Source organism: Rothia mucilaginosa (assembly GCF_001061665.1).
Lineage (GTDB): Bacteria > Actinomycetota > Actinomycetes > Actinomycetales > Micrococcaceae > Rothia > Rothia mucilaginosa_A.
Genome location: NZ_JVSP01000014.1, coordinates 206672 through 224540 on the forward strand (window position 1 = coordinate 206672; position 17869 = coordinate 224540).

Below are 17869 nucleotides of genomic sequence, written 5' to 3' on the forward strand. Positions count from 1 at the left end.
GACCCGAGCGCTCTCAACCTACGGTCGGGACGGATGCCCCGTACGGGTACAGCGATACGGCGCGACCACCGGCTACGCGCCGGAAGCTACACTACCGCTATGGTGTTGAGTCACTCAGGTCTTGCCTGCCAATCCAGTAACAATCCTGTTCAAGAGAGGGATACCCCTTCTCAATAGTTCCCTGTAACTTTAAGGGTTTTCCCAGGTTCAGGGCAAGATGGATACAGGAAACTCCCAGAAGCTGTTAAAAATTTCCGCAAATGGATGCGACCCCCGGGCGGGTCATTCGGGCGAGCCAACCGACGGATAAAGGCACAACGCACGGAGGGCCCCGCATCCTCGAAACGAGAATACGGGGCCCTCCAAAAAGTCCCAGCCGGGGCTACCCCGGGTAGGGGCAACGAACTACTTCGCGGCCTTCTTCGGGACGAAGCTCAGCGAGGCCACCTCAAGATCGGGGTAGTGGCGCTTCTGCCAGCGGCGGTTGCGATGCGCATTCACCTCAATCAGAGCCGCACCCAGGGCACCGGCACCAATCGCGGTCCATAGCAGGTGCGGAGCCACCTCGGTGAACTGGTGGTACTCCACCAGGATCGGCACGAACAGCGCCGCAAAGAACACCGCCAGCAGCGCACCGAAGAGCAGCACGCGGGCGCGGTTCAGCGGGCGGGCCACGGCGGCCAGGTTCCACAGGCCCATCATGACCAGGGTAATGAACGAAGCTGTCTGCACCTGGCGGATATCGCCGATGTGCATCCACAGCGAAGCGGCCGTCACCAGTAGCAGCATGGCCACTACAATAATCGAGTTCGGAACCGTGTAGTTCAGCACGCGGCGCAGGAAGCCCGGCACGTAGCGGCGCGAGTTCGGCAGCAGGGTCAACGCGAAGGAAGACGCACCCACAATCAGGAAGTCAGCGGTCGAGTACTGGCGCGGCAGGAAGGGGAACACCCAGCCGAACAGGCCAAACACCACGCCCAGCAGAATCGCGAAACCGGTCTTCGTCAGGAACAGGTTCGCCACCATCTCAATGTTCGTGATGACCTGGCGGCCCTGCTCCAGGGCGGCCGGCAGAGACGAGAACTTACCGTCCAGCAGCACTAGACGGGAGACAGCCTTCGTCGCCGGGGCAGCGTTACCCATCGCGATACCCAAGCTTGCGTGCTTGAGCGCCAGCGCGTCGTTGATGCCGTCACCGGTCATCGCCACCACGTGGCCGCGCTCCTTCAGCGCAATGACCATGTTCTTCTTCTGCTCGGGCGAGACACGACCGAAAATATTGTGGGTCGCGGCAGCCTCGGCAAGCTCCGGGCCGTCCTCGGGCAGGGTAGAGGCATCAACCGCGCCGGCGGAGGTGTCCATACCCGCAGTCTTTGCGGCGGCGGCAACCGTGAACGGGTTATCACCCGAGAAGACCTTCAGCGTCACACCCTGACGGTGGAAATACTCCACAATCTCCGGGGCGTCCGCGCGCACGTTCTCGCGGAAAATCACGAACAGAACCGGGGTAGCGTCCGCCGGAATCTTCTGGACGGGCTCACCCTTCTCGTTACGCACCACGGCCGCGGCATGGGCCAGCACCATCGTGCGCAGACCCAGAGCCGCTAGCTCGGCGGCGCGCTCGCGCTCGGCGGTGCCCTTGGCGAGCAGCGCCTCCGGGGCGCCCAGCAGCCAGGCCCCCGAATCCTTAAACTCAATCGCGCTAAAACGCAGCGCCGACGAGAACGGCACGATGCCGCTGACGGTAGCCGAGGAAGCCTGCGGGAAGCCGCCGGTCAGCGCTGCGGCGGTCGGATTCGCGTTCTCATCGTGGCCGAACCACGACAGCGCCTCGTTCCAGTCGGTCGGCAGGGAGGCACGCCAGGAGGTGTTTTCGGCAGAGTCGACGTCGGGGCCCTCAGCCACCGCCTCGGTGGTCAGGGGACGCACCGAATCAAAAATCACGCCACCCTCGGTGAGAGTACCGGTCTTATCGAAGCAGACCACATCCACACGAGCCAGAACCTCAACCGCAGGCTGCTCCTGCACCAGGATATTGTGCTTGCGGCCCAGAGCCACGGCTGCCGCGGCGAAGGCCAGGGTGGTCATCAGCGCCAGGCCCTGCGGAATCATCGAAGCCACCGAAGAGACCACGGCGATAGACACCTGCTCCCACATGTGGTTCTGCTCCACGGCCTCCAGGCCACCGGCGGCGCGAATCTGACCCCACAGCACCACCGGAATAATGACGGCCAGACCAATCGTAATCCAGCGGACCACGAGGTTCAGGGCATCGCGCAACTCAGACTGGATACGCGAGAACTGGCGCGCCTCGTCGGAAATCTTGCTGGCTCGCGAGTTCGCACCCACGTGAGAGAGCAACACGCGGCCGGTACCACCGAGTACGCTCGAGGCCGAGAGCACCATGTCGCCCGGGCGCTTCGCAATCGGGTCGTTCTCGCCGGTCAGCAGGGATTCGTCCAGCTCCAGCGAATCGGAGGTGAGCACCACGGCATCGGCGGGAACCTGATCGCCGCGCTTGAGGACCACCACGTCGCCCTCCACCAGCTGCTCCATGGGAACCTCGACGGTCTTGCCATCGCGCACAGCGGTTGCGGGGGAGCGGTCCAGCAGGGAGATGCGGTCCAGCTCCAGCTTCGCCTTGTACTCCTGCACGAAACCGATGACCACGTTAGCGATCACAGCCATCAGGAAGAGGAGATCCGCCCATCGCTGGTACATGATTACCACGGCACCACAGGCGCCCAACACAAAGTTGAAGACCGTGAAAAGGTGCGCACGCATAATGCTCCACAGCGTGCGAGAAGACTTCGTGTTCTGGGTATTGACCTTACCCTCAGCCGTCAGGCGTGCAACGTCATCGCTGGTGAGGCCGTGCTGGGCGATATCAAAGGAGCCGCTATGCGGTGTTTCAGAATATTCGGGAATGTAGCCGGCAACGGCAGGCGCTGCCGTTTTCTGCTGAGGATCCATGCGGGGGTCTCTTTCTCGAATGGATGGAATGCTGAACTGAATAGAGTTCAGTATTGCGGACACTACCTTTCAGTGTATCCGTGCAGGAGGGGATAAAGATAATCTCCGCCCTGTAATGAACTGATATTTATAGCCATTCCAGAACGGAGATTTAATATATGCGAATACTGGCATATTTTGAGGTGGAAAGTGTTTGCGGGATGGTTCGCTAACGCCCCGTAAAATCAGCGCGCTAGCAGACTCAGTGCGCTAGCAGACTCAGCGCTCCGGCAGAATCAACAAACGATTCGTCACCGGATGCCTCAACACCTCAATCGGATGCTGATACACCTCAGACAACAACTCCGCCGAACACACCTGCTCAGGGGCGCCCGAAGCAACCACCTCACCACCACGCAACAACACCATACGGTCAGAATACGCAGCCGCCACATCCAAGTCATGAAGCACCGTCAACACTGCAGCACCCTCAGCAGCCAACTCACGGCTCACCCGCAACGTCTGCTCCTGATGCGTAATATCCAACGCCGCAGTCGGCTCATCCAAAAGAATCAGCGGAGTCTGCTGAGCAAACACACGCGCCAAATGCGCACGGCCACTCTCACCACCGGACAGAGTCGTAATATCGCGATCCGACAAGTGAGTCACCGACGTACGCTCCATCATCGAAGCAACCACGGAGTCATCCTCTTCAGCGCGCTCCGTACCCTTCCACGGGGTGCGGCCCATCTGAACCACCTCATGCACCGTGTACGAAAACGCCACATTCAACTTCTGCAACAGCATCGCACGCTGACGCGCCATCTGACGGGCAGGAATAGAACCCAGCGGGGTGCCATCCAACAGAATCTCACCGCCACTGGGAGCAATATCACCAGCAATCACACCCAACAGAGTTGACTTACCGGCACCATTGGGGCCAATCAGCGACACAACCTCGCCCGCAGCAACAGACAGAGACACATCATTCAAAATCTGACGCCCACCAGCGTTAAAACACACACCGGACAGGCTCAACAACTCACTCACGAAGCACCTCCGCCCTGGCCCAGGGAACGACGCAACAACACGAAGAACGTCGGGCCGCCCACCAAAGCCGTAAAAATACCAATCGGCAAATCAGCAAAAGGCACCAGCGTACGCGCACCCAAATCAGACAGCGCAATCAACAGCGCGCCACCCAATGCCGAAGCCGGCAACAACACACGATTCGACGGACCCAAAATCATGCGCAACAGGTGAGGAATAATCAGACCAATAAACGCAATAATGCCCGCATACGCCACCGCAGCACCCGTCAACAAAGCCGTCGCCGCAATAGACACCGCACGTAGGCGCTCCACGTTCACACCCGAATGCTGCGCTGCACGCTCACCCAACGCCAGAACATCCAGCGAAGAAGCCATCACAAAACACGCTACCAAGCCGATCAGAATAACCGGCCACACGCTCGCCACAGCCTTCCACGTGGAACCGTTCAGCGAACCCATCTGCCAGAACACAATCTGATCGCGGCTCGTCGTATCAGCAATAAACATGAGGAACGCAATAATCGCATTCGCCACCGCAGTCACCGCAATACCCGTCAAAATCATCGACAGGACCTTCGCACGACCCGAAGAACGCGACAGGAAATACACCAGCGCAGTAGCCGCCAACGCACCCACAAACGCGAATGCAGGAGTCGTGAAAATACCGAAGAACTGCAGGTTCAACACAATCGACAAACACGCGCCAACCGCCGCACCCGAGGAAACACCAATCACGCCCGGCTCAGCCAACGGGTTACCAAACACCGACTGCATCACCGCGCCGGAAGTACCCAAAGCGGCACCCACCAGCACACCCAACAGCACACGCGGGAAACGGATATTCCACAGAGTGCTATCCGCCAGCTGCATCGCCGGGTTCTCCGGCGCAAGGCTCAGACGGCGGCCCACTGAAGCAACCACCTGATCAATCGGGATATTGTACTGACCCAAACCCGCAGACAGCACCATCACAACGCACAGTGCCACCGCCAAAAACGTAAACGTCAGACCGGCACGACGCCGACGCGACGCACGATAATCCCGCGCACCCGCCGCACTCTTCACGGCAGCCACTACTGGCCCCCCGCAGGAGTCGAGTACGCAGCCTTAGCCAGCGACAAAAGCACCGCCGGAGTATTCGGGCCATAGGACAGAATCTGGCCGTCACCCATATCGATAATGCGCTTATTCTTACCGGCAGTCGTCTCACTCACACCCGGGCGAGCCAAGAAACCATCCAAACCGCCGGTGGATTTAATGCCGCCGCTCATGGTCAGAATGACGTCCGGGTTCAGCTTCACCAGCGCCTCACTGGTCGCCGGAATAATATTCGTCGCGTTCTGCTCAGACGCCACATCTCTACCGCCAATAGCCTGAATCAAATCGTCAGCGCCCGAACCCTTGCCGAGCACGAAGAACACGCCAGCGGTACCGCGCACGTACAAGAACGCGAACGACACCTGCTGTGCACCCTTCGGGGCAACGTCCTTGAGCACCTGCAGGGCATAATCCAGGTCCTTCTGCACGCGGGCAGCAACCTGCTCGTCCGCCTCCGGAACACCCAGCGCCTGCGCAACAGCCTTGAGCTGCGGAATGATCTTATCCATACGACGCTCATGATCGAAGACCACCACGGTCACGCCCGCAGCGCGCAACTGGTCCACAATCTCAATCGGGCCGTTGCTCTTATCCCACAGCACCAGGTCCGGGGAGGTCGCCAGAATCGCTTCAGCGTTCAGGTCATGACCGTTCTGGGTCACCAGCGGCAGGTGAGCCAGCGACTGCTCCGTCGAGGAGGTGACACGGCCAACCAGACGACCGCCCAGACCCAGCGCAATCATCTGCTGAGCCAGAGTGCCGTACAGGTCCAGTGCCAGCACACGGTCAGCGGACTTAACGGTCACCTCGGTGCCGTTGAAATCCTTGAACGTCACGGGGAAAGCCGGAGTGGGGGTATCGACCATCGGCTGAATTTCGGGGGTATCTGCGGCGCTATTGGGGCCGCGCAGAGCCTTCTGATCAGGGGCAATGGAAGAACGCAGCTGATCGGCAAGGTTCTCCAAAACGGTGCGGGTGCTCTGCTCATCCACCACAGCCTGCGAAGTGCTTGAAGAAGCGGCCGGGTTCTGAGTACCCACACCGCAAGAGCTCAGCAGAAAAGCGGAAGTGATGGAGAACGCTGCATACTTCATTGCATCGCGGCGGTTCAGGGCAGAAGAAGAAAGGGAAGAAAACATCGTCGTCTCACAGAAAAAAGGGAGCTAGAAAAACTGGGGTAGGCGCCGGGGTAAAACCTGGCACCTGAAGCGGGGGTGCAGTGAAAATCTGCACCCCCGCACGGACCGTGTCGGCTCACCGGTGAACCTCATGGTTGAGTTTCACGGGTGAGCCGACAGTGTGGGCATCCTCGTGAGGTGCCGTTATGCCTTCTTGCGGCGGCGAGTGTACACGACGGTACCCGCACCGGCTGCAACAGCGATGAAGCCTGCAACCAGGGTGCCCTCAACACCGGAGGCGCCGGTGGAAGCCAGAGGCTTGCCGGTGACCGGGTCGCAACCCTCACCCTCGTAGACGGTTTCGGACACGGTCTTGGTGGTGGTCTTCGCGCCGTTAATCGCCGCGGAGAAGCTCAGCGGAGCCATGTCCTTACCGGCGTCGTAGAAACCAGCGAACGCCTTCGCGCCCTCAGCGGTCAGGGTGGTTGCCGCACCGTTGACGCTCACAGCGTCAGCGGAGCTCTGCAGACCCGAAAGATCCACCTTCAGCAGTGCCACCTCACCGTAGTTAGTTGCCTTGCCGGAGGGGTCATTGCTGTTCATGGTCGCGTAGAGAGTACCGGAATTGCCGTTAATCTCAAGGCGCGGGTTCGCAATGGTGGTGTCCAGAATGCCGTGGTGACCGGTGAAACGAACCGAACCGCTGAAGGAGATGGAACCCTTACCACCCTTGAAGGTGCCGGTGCCGTTAGACCAGTTGAACGCATCCGAAGAGTAGGAGGTGCCGTTCAGCTCCCAGCTACCGTTTGCGATTCCGCCGCGCACGTAGTTGCGGAAGGAATCGCGCACGCCCCAGCCAAGGTTTGCGCTCTTAATGGTGCCGTCGGATGCGCCCTGCTCCTGCACCTCGCGGGTGCGGGTGACGGGTACGCAGACAGGCTGTGCCGGGTTGTTGCTGACAGAACCGTTCGAGGAAGAACTGCCGTTAGAAACGCTGCCGGAGGTGCCTGCCGAACCATTAGAACCGGAGCCGTTAGCGCCGGAGTTACCGGAGGAGTTCGAGGAGCTGTTATCGGAGGAGCCGTTCTCAGAACCCTTGTTATCGGAGGACTTGTTCTCAGAGACGCGGGGAACCTCAACGGTGTTCTCCGCGGTCTGCTCGCTGAGCTTTACGGAGAAGCTCAGCGGTGCCATGGCGTTGTTGGCACCGCGGTACTGGCCGGCGAAGAGCACCTCGGAACCTTCATCGGTGAGCGCGACTGCCGCGTTCTGTGCGGAGAAAATGCCGTCCTTCACGCTCGCGCCGGAGAGGTCCACCTCGGCGATAGCCAGGCCGGTCTTAGAAACGGACTTGCCGTCGCGGGTCAGCGCGTCCACGTCAGCGACCAGGGTACCCTTGCCGTTGACGACGACCAGGCGCATGTTCTTGATGGTGCTCTTGAGCTGACCGTTGTGGCCGGTGAACTCTGCGGTGCCCGCGAAGTTGATCTGACCGGTCTTGGTCTCGGGGTTGTACACGCCGGATGCCTGAGTGTACTTGAAGCCGCCAGCCGCGGTCTTCTCCATGCCCTCAACGTTCACGGAGCCGTGCGCGAAGCCGGTCAGGTACTTCAGGAAGGACTCGCGGATATCCCAGCTGAGGGTGCCGGACTCGACGACGTTGCCGGTGACCTTTTCTTCACGCTTGGGCTCGGTGGTTGCGGCGGGGGAGGAGGGTGCCGCGGAGGTGGGGGCTGCGCTCGGTGCTGCAGAAGTGGGCTCTGCGGGCTTGGGTGCCTCGCTGGTCGGCGCGGAGGAGGGCTCGGCGGGCTTGGGCGCCTCGCTGGTCGGCGCAACAGTCGGCTCGGCGCTGGGTTCAGTGCTGGGTTCAGGGCTCGGCGCGGGTGCTTCCTTGGCCACGATGGTTGCGGAGAAGCCGAGCGCATCCAGCTCCTGACCTGCCTTGTAGAAGCCCGCGAAGGCGCCGGTTGCCTCTTCGGAAAGCTTGACGCGGGTGCCGTTTTCCTCGTCAACGCTGGGCAGGGTGATGGTGTTACCCTCAACCTTCAGGCCGGAGGCGTTGAAAGTGCCGAGGGTCATGTTCTTGGTTTCGACCAGGTCGTTCGGGGTGGTGTTGCCGTTGTAGGGGCGCGACTGAACGTTGGCGCGCACGGTGCCCACGCCGTCCTTAATGGTGACGGAGAGGTCGGAGATGATGACTTCCAGCAGACCGTGGTGTGCGGTGTAGTGAATCGAGGAGCCGGTGAAGGTGACCGAGTATTCGCCGTTGGCTACGGTGCCTTCGGCGGAGGTGAAGTGGTAGGAGCCGTCTTCGTTGGTGGTGACGCCGGTCAGTTCCTGGGAGCCCTGGGAGAAGGGACCGTTGATGTAGGAGCGGAAGGACTTCTTCAGGCCCCAGTTGACGGTGACGTCCTGCAGGCTCTGCTCTGAGGCTGCGGTTACCTCACTGGCGCTGACGTGGGAGTTGGTTTCAGCCGCGAAGGCCGCGGGTACGCCGGCGACGCCGCTGAGGCCGATGGTTGCCGAAGCCAAGAACGCCCAAGTGCGCTTGGTGAGAGAGGGGGTAGACATTCGGTGTCTCCTTGGATTCTGTGATTGTGGTGTTCGTATCAAGTCTAGTCCTATTAGCCTATGTTTGTGTAACTTAATGCCTAGGGTGACTTGTGCATAAGGTTTACCTTAGCAAATTTTTTGTGAGAGCTATTGTCAAAACCGGTTTTTGGTGACAATATGTCATTAACAGGTTTTGGTGACATCGTGTCACTAAAATATTTATTGTTCACCCACAAGCCACTTTAGGAACTCACCATGACTATTACCGCCCCCGAAACCACCCAGGAACGCTTCTCCGCACGCCTGAAGGAAAGCACCAAGCACGTCCACGACAACGCCGAACACTCCACCTTCATGGAAGACCTCATGGGCGGCTCCCTCAACACCGAGGCATACCTGCGCCTCATCAACCAGTACGTGCACATCTACGAAGCACTCGAAGCAGTCTCCGAACACTACCGCGCAGAACCCAGCCCCATCACCGAACCCTTCACCCACCCGGGCCTCGACCGCGCAGAATACATCCGTGCAGACATCCGCGCACTCGGCCAGGACGGCGACATCGACGCGCCCCTGCCCGCAACCGCAGAATACGTAGAGCGCATCCACGCCACCATCAACTCCCCCGAACGCTACCTCGCACACCACTACCTGCGCTACCTCGGCGACCTCTCCGGCGGCCAGGCAGTCGCAGCGCTCGTCAACCGCCACTACGGCATCCCCGCCGAAGCGCTGAGCATGTACCGCTTCACCGAACTGCCCAAGCCTAAGGTCTTCAAGGACGGCTACCGCGAACTGCTCGACAACGCACCCCTGACCGACGAGCAGCGTGAAGCCCTCATCGAAGAGTGCATCGAAGGCTTCCGCATCAACGCCTCCCTGTTCGCGCAGCTGGGCCGCAAGGTCGCCGAGGCATAAACCCAGAACGCGCATCAACAGAACGCCTCAACGCACAACCTCTCACCGCTCAATGCACAAGCCCGCGGGCATAACAAAAGGGGCGGATGCTTTCGCAAGCATCCGCCCCTCTCAAGCGTTAACCATCTTGGGTGTTAGCCCTTGGCAACCTCACCGAAGTGGGCGGCCATGGTACCCTCGTGAGCTGCACGCAGCTCATCCAGGTCAATGGAAACCTCATCCTGGAAGTCCAGAGCGTTCGACTCAGCATCCACCACACCAATACGTGCGAAGGGGAACTGGCGAGCGGTGCACATATCCTTGAAGCGCACCTCCTCAGAACGCGGAACCGAAACCACAACGCGGCCCAGGGACTCCGAGAACAGCAGGGTGAACAGGTCCAGACCGTCACGCTCAGCAACCTCACCCAGACCAATGCGGGCACCGGTGTTGAAACGCAGGCAAGCCTCCGACAAAGCAGCAGCCAGACCACCAGCAGACACGTCGTGTGCAGCATCAATCATGCCGTCACGAGACATGTTCACCAGCATGTCACCCAGCTGACGCTCCAGAGCCAGATCAACCTTCGGCGGCTGACCGCCCAAGTGACCCTTGAAGCGAGCCCACTCGGAGCCGTCCAGCTCATCGCGAGTGGTACCCAGCAGGTAGATAGCCTGACCGTCATGCTCAGGAGCCCAACCCGACGGGGTGCGGCGGGTGACGTCATCCATAACGCCCATCATCGCCACCACGGGGGTCGGGTTAATAGCCTTGCCACCGGTCTGGTTGTACAGGGACACGTTACCGCCGGTCACCGGAACACCCAGCTCCATGCAGCCATCAGCCAGGCCGCGAACAGCCTCAGCGAACTGCCACATGACGTCCGGGTCCTCGGGAGAACCGAAGTTCAGGCAGTCAGACACAGCCACGGGGCGTGCACCAACGGTCGCAACGTTACGGTACGCCTCAGCCAAGGACGCGCGAGCACCCTCGTACGGATCCAGGTAGGTGAAGCGCGGGGAGGCGTCGGTCGCCAGAGCAACACCGAGGTTGGTGTTCTCGTCCACGCGCACCACACCGCCGTCGTCCGGCATGGACAGGGCGGTGTTGCCCTGAACGTAGCGGTCGTACTGGTTGGTGATCCAGGACTTGGAGCACATGTTCGGGGACGCCATGAACGCCTTGATTGCCTCACCCAGCTCCTCACCACGCGGGCGGGAGTCGTCAGCAGCCGAACCGGTGAAGTGGTTAGCCTGGACGTCGTCCTGCCACTCGGGGCGTGCGTAAGGACGCTCGTAGGTCGGGCCGTCGTGTGCGACGGTGCGGGGGTCAACATCCACGATGACCTCGCCGTCCCACTCGATGACCAGGCGGCCGGAGTCGGTCACCTCACCGAGGAAGGAGTACTCCACGCCCCACTTGTTCATGATGGCCTCGAAGCGCTCCACGTTCTCGGGGGAGACAACAGCCATCATGCGTTCCTGAGACTCGGACATCAGAATCTCGCCCGGGGTCAGGGTGGGGTCACGTAGCAGAACCTTGGTCAGGTCGACGTGCATGCCGCCCTCACCGTTAGAAGCCAGCTCGCTGGTTGCGCAGGAAATACCCGCAGCGCCCAGGTCCTGAATACCCTCAACCACGGAGCCCTTGAACAGCTCCAGGCAGCACTCAATCAGAACCTTCTCAGCGAAGGGGTCGCCCACCTGAACGGCGGGACGCTTCGAGGGCTTGGTGTCGTCGAAGGACTCCGAAGCCAGCACCGACGCACCGCCGATGCCGTCGCCACCGGTGCGCGCACCGAAGAGGACAACCTTGTTGCCCACGCCCGATGCGTTCGCCAGGCGGATGTCCTCGTGACGCATAATGCCCACAGCCAGCGCGTTGACCAGCGGGTTTGCCTGGTAGCAGGAATCGAACTCAACCTCGCCACCGATGTTCGGCAGGCCCAGGGAGTTACCGTAGCCACCGATACCGGCAACCACGCCGCCAACCACGCGAGCGGTGTCGGGGTGATCAATCGCGCCGAAACGCAGCGGATCCATCACAGCAATCGGGCGTGCACCCATCGAAATAATGTCACGCACAATACCGCCCACACCGGTAGCGGCACCCTGGTAGGGCTCCACGTACGAGGGGTGGTTGTGGGACTCAATCTTGAAGGTCACGGCCCAGCCGTCACCAATGTCGGTCACACCGGCGTTCTCACCGATACCGACCATCAGGTCCTTCTTCATCTCTTCGGTGACCTTCGCACCGAACTGCTTCAGATGAACCTTAGAAGACTTGTAGGAGCAGTGCTCGGACCACATGACCGAGTACATTGCCAGCTCAGCCGCGGTGGGGCGGCGGCCCAGAATCTCCTTAATGTCCTCGAACTCGTTCTCCTTCAGGCCCAGCTCGGCCCAGGGGAGTTCGGTGTCCGGGGTTGCCGCCGCGTGCTCGACGGTGTCGAGGTTAAACTGCTTTTCGCTCATAACTTCTTAGAATCCTTGTCGTGCGTTAGCGGGCGTTAATCAGGTTGGAAAGAACCGAGGTGAACACGCCGAGACCATCGGCGCCACCGCGCAGGGACACCGAACCGAAACCGGAGGACGAAGGACCGAAGCCCGGCTCCACAGCGTGCTCCGGGTGCGGCATCAGGCCGACTACGTTACCGCGCTCGTTGGTAATACCGGCAATATCGTTACGGGAACCGTTCGGGTTGAAGCCAACGTAGCGGAACACCACGCGACCCTCAGCCTCCAGGGCCTCCAGGGTCTTAGCATCCGCAACGTACTGGCCGTCCTGGTTCTTCAGCGGAACAACAATCTCCTGGCCGGCAGCGTAGTTGCTGGTCCAGGAGGTGGTGTTGTTCTCAATACGCAGAACCTGGTCACGGCAAATGAACTTGCGGTGATCGTTCTTAATCATCGAACCGGGCAGCAGGTGAGACTCGGTCAGAATCTGAAAACCATTGCAAATACCCAGAACAGGCAGGGGCGAAGAACCGGAGGTACCGGCAGCGTTAGCGGCATCAATCACCGAACGCATCACGGGAGCCTTCGCGGCAATAGCGCCGGCACGCAGGTAGTCACCGTAGGAGAAACCACCGGGAATAATGACGGCATCAACATTCTTCAGATCAGCGTCGTCGTGCCACAGCTCGACGACGGTACCGCCAGCCAGACGGACAGCACGCGCAGCGTCACGGTCATCCAGGGTGCCGGGGAAAGTCACCACGCCAACGCGTGCATCAGCGAAGGCGGGGTTCGGGGCGGAAGTAGAAAAGTCGCCAACCAGGGGGACTTCAGTAGGTGCGAGAGACTCTGCCATAGGTACTAGTCCTCCAGAACCGAAACGTTCACGACGTCTTCAATCACGGGGTTGGACAGCAGCTCCTCAGCAGCCTTGCGGGCAGCTGCGAGGTGCTCCTCAGTAGCCTCACCCTCGACGGTCAGCTCGAAGCGCTTGCCCTGGCGAACATCCACGAAGGAATCAACACCGATACGGGGCAGCTCGTGAGAAATAGCCTTACCCTGCGGGTCAAGAATTTCGGGCTTGAGCATAACATCAACAACAATACGGGCCATGTGTGGGCACTCCTTGGGTGCGTGGGTTCTGTATGAGCCGTATCTCATCTTACCGTACTAACGACCGTAACGGGGGTATGCGTCCGGTCGGTGGATACCCTAAGAGGCTCGAATCACGTCTTTTACGCCTCGAGGGGCGGAAGATAGCGTGCGCACACCTCCAGCAGGCGCTCGCGCAGACCAATCGAACGCTCGGACAGCTCACGCTGAATACGCACGTACTCTGCCTTACCCTCGGCCGTCTCCACGGGAATTGGCTCGTAGCCCCACGCACGAATCTCGTAGGGGGCCGCGCGCATGTCCAGCTCACGCGCATCCCAGGCTAGATCGAAGCAATCCATGACCAGGGTTGAATCAACCAGCGGCAGCAGCTTGTACGCCCACTTGTACACGTCCATGTTCGCGTGCAGGCACGCCGGCTGCTCCAACACGCGCTGCGTCTCACGGGTGGGCTGCAACTCGTTCATCGGCGCCGCCTGCGGCATGAAGAAACGGAACGCGTCAAAGTGCGAGCAGCGGATGCGGTGGCTCTCCACCACCCGGTCCGTGCCCTCCGCGCCCAGGCGCAATTCCAAGTAGTCGTGGCGGATATTGTTCTCCACCGACTTGTACGCCATCGCCCACTCGTGCATGCCGAAGCAACCGAACTGGCCCTTCTTCGCGGCCGTATTGCGCAGAATCTCGTGGGTGAAGGCGAGGGCGGTGGCGCGGCGCTCCACGAAGTCGGTGACGTCCACGGTGACGGCGGAGGCCGCTTCCACCTGAGCGCGCGCCTGCTCGGGGGTGCAACCCGCCTCGAGGAGTTCCTGTTCGGTGGCCGGTCGGTAGAAGCGCCAGGAGGCGTGCTCGGGGGCGTCCAGCAGAATGACGCCGGCGCCGGGGTGCCAGCGCTTGAACTGGCCGGGCTTGAGCGTGTAGTAGGTGAAGAGGAAGTCCTCCACGGGGTGCACCTCGTGGCGGGCGCGACGCTGTGCAAAGGGGTCGGCGTAGCGGCCGGCGCGCACCTCGTGGGCGGTCGCGGCGGCACGCCACTGACGGGCATCCATCATTCGAAGCGTCGTCTGAAGAGTAGTCATTCTTCTAGCCTAAACGATGCCGTGACAAGGTGTGGCAGGAAGTAAAACTACTTTATTTAGTGAAGATATCAACAAGACCGTGTTCATCCTCGAGCTCCCAGAGCTCTTTGAGAGCTTGCTCCTTCTGAGCAACGGTCTTCTTGAGAAGTCCCTTACGGAAAGCATCAGCATCCTCGGTGCGGATACGGAAGTGGCTACCCACCTTATGTGCAGGCAACTCACCCGCACGAATAGCCTTCATGAGTGTCGGGCGGGAAACACCGATGCGCTGCGCCGCAATCGTCGTCGTCAAATCGTGAGGGACAACCTGAACATCGATACTTTGCCCGTTAGCCAGGGCATGCAGGACATGCTGAATGACCTGGTTGAGGGCATCGCCAAGCTGCTGGCTTTCTCGGCCCGAAACGGTCAGCTCAATGGTGGTTTCTTCAGAGTTCTTAAGGATTTCCCGTGCCTCTGCGCGAGCCTGATTGAGGGTATCTTCCTCCAGAGGGGTGGTTAGGGTTGTGGTCATTATCTTCTCCTTGGTGCTGTTGCCGGCAGAGCCAACGTCCGAAGATGCCACGCCGGTGGGGTGTATATCATTCGGTGAGAGGCTCATCCACGGTTGATACAACCCTACCCCTATCTGAAATAACTGTAAAGCATTTCAGTTATTTCACCTGTGCACTGATAAAAGGGAGGGGCGGCGCCGGACCAAACCGGCGCCGCCCCTTACCGAAGCGTACAGCTCGCGAACGAGCTAACCCTCTCAACCCTAGCGGCCGGTGCCACCGTACACGGTAGCCTCGCCCTCGGTGTCCAGACCGAACGCGGTATGCACCGCGCGAACGGCCTCATCCAGCTTGCTCAGCTCAGTAATCACCGAAATACGAATCTCAGAGGTCGAAATCATGTCGATGTTCACGCCCGCCGAGGACAGCGCCTCGAAGAAGGTGAACGAAACGCCGGGGTTGGTCTTCATGCCCGCGCCAACCAGCGACAGCTTGCCGACCGACTCGTTGTAGATAACCTCCTGGAAGCCCAGCTCAGCCTTGGCATCCTCCAGCGCCTTCAGCGCGGTGGGGCCCTGCGCCTGGTTCAGGGTGAAGGAAATATCGGTCACGCCGGGGCGGTCGGTGGGAACGTTCTGAACGATCATGTCCAGGTTTACCTTCGCCTCGTTAATCAGGCCGAACACCTTAGCGGCCGAACCGGGAACGTCCGGAACGCCAACAACGGTAATCTTTGCGCGGGTGCGATCGTGCGCGACACCGGAAATCAGGGGCTGCTCCAAGGGAATCTCCTTCAGATGAATGGGGGTCAGTTCCGCGGACTCCTCCGGAACCACGATAGTGCCTTCAAGGTCCGAGAACGAAGAACGCACGTGAAGCTTCAAGTTAAAACGACGAGCATACTCGACGCTACGCAGGTGCAGAATCTTTGCACCGTTCGCCGCCATCTCCAGCATCTCCTCGCTGGTGATGGTATCCAGCTTGTGCGCGGTCGGCACGATGCGCGGGTCGGCGGTGAACACGCCGTCCACGTCCGAGTAAATCTCGCACACATCGGCGTTCAGCGCGGCGGCCAGCGCAACGGCGGTCGTATCGGAACCGCCGCGGCCCAGGGTCGTAATGTCGCCACTCTGACGGTTCATGCCCTGGAAACCGGCCACAATCGCGATATTTCCGGCCTCGACGGACTCACGGATGCGATCGGGGCGAACCTCCACGAGGCGCGCCGAACCGTGCACGCCGTCGGTAATCATGCCAGCCTGCGAACCGGTGAAGGACTGCGCCTTAGCGCCCAGGTCGTTAATGGCCATCGACAGGACGGCGGTCGAAATGCGTTCACCGGCGGTCAGCAGCATGTCCAGCTCACGCGAGGGAACGACATTGCTGGTGACCTCTGCGGCAAGGTCGAGCAGCTCATCGGTGGTGTCGCCCATAGCGGACACCACGACGACCACATCGTTACCTGCCTTCTGAGTGTCCACGACGCGGCGGGCTACGCGCTTGACGCCCTCCGCATCCGCTACGGAGGAACCGCCGAACTTTTGGACGATCAGGCTCATAGAATTCTCCAGGTCTGTTATATCTGTGCCGCCGGCAGAGCGCCGGCTCCTCACCTATAGTAGACGGCGTTCAGGCCGGGCGGCTAACTTACCAGCCGTGTGTATTGACTTGTGGAATATTACCGAATGTTACGCGGGTCGTGGCGGGCCCGGGAGCGCGAACCCTACCGCGCACGTACTAGTGGTGGAAGGCTAGGTCCACGGGTTCACGTAAGTCACGCCCGGCAGCGGCGGAACGTCCGGCTTCGGGGTGCGTAACGGGGCGTTCTGAATCGAGCGGATGCGCTCCTCGTAGTCGGCGCTGCGGAACACCTCGTGAGCCTCCTCGGGCTCTTCGGGGTTCTCGGAGGCAACGGAGCCCTGGGAAACGGTGGGGTCCTCGGGGCTTTCGGACGTCTCAGGGTTTTCGGGTGTTTCGGCGTTCTCCGCTGCGGGTTCCTTGGCGGCGGGTTCGGCCTCGGGGGCCTCAGCCTCGCCGTCTACGGCGGCCGAAGCCTCCCCGCCGTCCTGCAGGACCCGTTCGATGAGCTGCTCATCTACCGTGGCCTGCACGCCGGCGGGCGCGGGAGCCTCACCGGCGGGAGTACCCGGTGCCTCCAGATCGTCGAACATGCTGGAGTTCCAGCGGCGGCGGCTCTGCTTCGCCTCCTTGGCACGCACCGCGGCGGCCTGCTCGCGCTCCTGTTCTTCCTCGCGGTTAGCCCGCTCAAAATCCTCGGCGGCGGTGTGAACCGCGGCGGTGCCCTCGCTGATCACGCGGCGACCCTCCAGCGCGCGACCCAGGGTGATTTCGTCGGCATACTCCAGATCGCCGCCCACCGGCAGGCCCGAGGCCAGGCGCGACAGGCGCACACCCAGCGGCACGAGCATGCGCGAGAGGTAGGTTGCGGTCGCCTCACCCTCAAGGTTCGGGTCCATCGCCAGAATAATCTCCTGGATGCGCTCATCCGCCAGACGGGATACCAGCTCGCGGATGCGCAACTGCTCCGGGCCCACGCCCGCCAGCGGGTTAATAGCCCCGCCGAGTACGTGGTAGCGGCCGGTGAAGGAACGGGTGCGCTCAATCGCCACGACGTCCTTGGACTCCTCGACCACGCACAGCACCGACGGGTCGCGGCGCTCGTCGCGGCAGATGGGGCACAGCTTCGTCTCGGAGACGTTACCGCACTCCTCGCAGAAGCTCACGCTGGTCTTCACCGTGGAAATCGCGTTGGCCAGGCGCGCCATATCGGCGGCGTCAGCGTTCAGGATGTGAAAAGCGATGCGCTGAGCCGACTTGGGGCCCACACCCGGCAGGCGGCCGAGCTCGTCAATGAGGTTTTGTACTGCACCCTCGTACATGCTTCTCCAATCTGCCGTGGTCCGCGGTGAGTGTCTAGGATACTCCGCGTGGGGGCCGCTTCGGTACCAGTGTGGCCCAACCCCCTGACAGCTTAACGGGGAATCGGGCAGAAAAATGCCCGCCGGCGCCGAAAATTCCTGTCATTCTCGGCGCCGGCGG

Annotated in this window: 13 protein-coding genes; 1 reads left to right on the forward strand and 12 read right to left on the reverse strand. The window is 61.1% G+C overall.

Going from position 1 to position 17869, the window contains the following annotated elements:
* Positions 1-405: 405 nt before the first annotated feature.
* From ADJ95_RS07200 to ADJ95_RS07220, 5 genes are all read right to left on the reverse strand, one after another.
* Positions 406-2973, reverse strand: coding sequence for an HAD-IC family P-type ATPase (locus tag ADJ95_RS07200; RefSeq protein ID WP_049333959.1), 2568 nt, complete (start codon positions 2971-2973; stop codon positions 406-408).
* Positions 2974-3231: 258 nt separating this feature from the next.
* Complete coding sequence (locus ADJ95_RS07205) at positions 3232-4002, reverse strand: heme ABC transporter ATP-binding protein (RefSeq protein ID WP_049333960.1); 771 nt, start codon at positions 4000-4002, stop codon at positions 3232-3234.
* On the reverse strand, positions 3999-5078 hold the full coding sequence (locus ADJ95_RS07210) for a FecCD family ABC transporter permease (protein ID WP_049333961.1): 1080 nt from the start codon (positions 5076-5078) through the stop codon (positions 3999-4001). The genes ADJ95_RS07205 and ADJ95_RS07210 overlap by 4 nt, the downstream gene beginning before the upstream one ends.
* Positions 5078-6241, reverse strand: coding sequence for a heme/hemin ABC transporter substrate-binding protein (locus ADJ95_RS07215; protein ID WP_049333962.1), 1164 nt, complete (start codon positions 6239-6241; stop codon positions 5078-5080). The genes ADJ95_RS07210 and ADJ95_RS07215 overlap by 1 nt, the downstream gene beginning before the upstream one ends.
* 183 nt (positions 6242-6424) lie before the next feature.
* Positions 6425-8791 (reverse strand): HtaA domain-containing protein, encoded by a 2367-nt coding sequence (locus ADJ95_RS07220; protein WP_049333963.1) that lies wholly within the window; start codon positions 8789-8791, stop codon positions 6425-6427.
* Between the two features lie 237 nt (positions 8792-9028).
* On the opposite strand from ADJ95_RS07220, the gene ADJ95_RS07225 reads away from it, so the two are divergent.
* Complete coding sequence (locus ADJ95_RS07225; protein ID WP_049333964.1) at positions 9029-9691, forward strand: heme oxygenase (biliverdin-producing); 663 nt, start codon at positions 9029-9031, stop codon at positions 9689-9691.
* 134 nt (positions 9692-9825) lie between these two features.
* Here ADJ95_RS07225 and purL read toward each other — a convergent pair whose 3' ends face one another.
* The 7 genes from purL to recR form a co-directional block, all read right to left on the reverse strand.
* Positions 9826-12144: a phosphoribosylformylglycinamidine synthase subunit PurL gene (gene purL / locus ADJ95_RS07230; RefSeq protein ID WP_049333965.1), complete on the reverse strand. Its 2319-nt coding sequence runs from the start codon at positions 12142-12144 to the stop codon at positions 9826-9828.
* A gap of 25 nt (positions 12145-12169) precedes the next feature.
* Positions 12170-12982 (reverse strand): phosphoribosylformylglycinamidine synthase subunit PurQ, encoded by an 813-nt coding sequence (gene purQ / locus ADJ95_RS07235; RefSeq protein WP_049333966.1) that lies wholly within the window; start codon positions 12980-12982, stop codon positions 12170-12172.
* 5 nt (positions 12983-12987) lie between these two features.
* Positions 12988-13239, reverse strand: a complete 252-nt coding sequence (gene purS / locus ADJ95_RS07240) for a phosphoribosylformylglycinamidine synthase subunit PurS (protein ID WP_005507194.1) — start codon at positions 13237-13239, stop codon at positions 12988-12990.
* A gap of 122 nt (positions 13240-13361) precedes the next feature.
* Positions 13362-14315, reverse strand: a complete 954-nt coding sequence (locus ADJ95_RS07245; protein WP_049333967.1) for a hypothetical protein — start codon at positions 14313-14315, stop codon at positions 13362-13364.
* A 52-nt stretch (positions 14316-14367) separates the two neighbouring features.
* A complete protein-coding gene (locus tag ADJ95_RS07250) occupies positions 14368-14829 on the reverse strand; it encodes a helix-turn-helix domain-containing protein (protein ID WP_049333968.1) in 462 nt (153 codons plus the stop codon).
* Positions 14830-15072: 243 nt separating this feature from the next.
* The gene (locus ADJ95_RS07255; RefSeq protein WP_049333969.1) at positions 15073-16368 is read right to left on the reverse strand and encodes an aspartate kinase; all 1296 of its coding nucleotides are present in this window, start codon (positions 16366-16368) and stop codon (positions 15073-15075) included.
* Between the two features lie 192 nt (positions 16369-16560).
* Complete coding sequence (gene recR / locus ADJ95_RS07260) at positions 16561-17709, reverse strand: recombination mediator RecR (protein ID WP_049333970.1); 1149 nt, start codon at positions 17707-17709, stop codon at positions 16561-16563.
* Positions 17710-17869 lie beyond the last annotated feature (160 nt).

Bases quoted from the DNA above. Each gene is read 5' to 3' on its own strand.
- purQ (WP_049333966.1), bottom strand. From the start codon at position 12,982: ATGGCAGAGTCTCTCGCACCTACTGAAGTCCCCCTGGTTGGCGACTTT.
- purS (WP_005507194.1), bottom strand. From the start codon at position 13,239: ATGGCCCGTATTGTTGTTGATGTTATGCTCAAGCCCGAAATTCTTGAC.
- ADJ95_RS07225 (WP_049333964.1), top strand. From the start codon at position 9,029: ATGACTATTACCGCCCCCGAAACCACCCAGGAACGCTTCTCCGCACGC.
- ADJ95_RS07245 (WP_049333967.1), bottom strand. From the start codon at position 14,315: ATGACTACTCTTCAGACGACGCTTCGAATGATGGATGCCCGTCAGTGG.
- ADJ95_RS07220 (WP_049333963.1), bottom strand. From the start codon at position 8,791: ATGTCTACCCCCTCTCTCACCAAGCGCACTTGGGCGTTCTTGGCTTCG.
- ADJ95_RS07255 (WP_049333969.1), bottom strand. From the start codon at position 16,368: ATGAGCCTGATCGTCCAAAAGTTCGGCGGTTCCTCCGTAGCGGATGCG.
- ADJ95_RS07215 (WP_049333962.1), bottom strand. From the start codon at position 6,241: ATGTTTTCTTCCCTTTCTTCTTCTGCCCTGAACCGCCGCGATGCAATG.
- recR (WP_049333970.1), bottom strand. From the start codon at position 17,709: ATGTACGAGGGTGCAGTACAAAACCTCATTGACGAGCTCGGCCGCCTG.
- ADJ95_RS07200 (WP_049333959.1), bottom strand. From the start codon at position 2,973: ATGGATCCTCAGCAGAAAACGGCAGCGCCTGCCGTTGCCGGCTACATT.
- ADJ95_RS07250 (WP_049333968.1), bottom strand. From the start codon at position 14,829: ATGACCACAACCCTAACCACCCCTCTGGAGGAAGATACCCTCAATCAG.
- purL (WP_049333965.1), bottom strand. From the start codon at position 12,144: ATGAGCGAAAAGCAGTTTAACCTCGACACCGTCGAGCACGCGGCGGCA.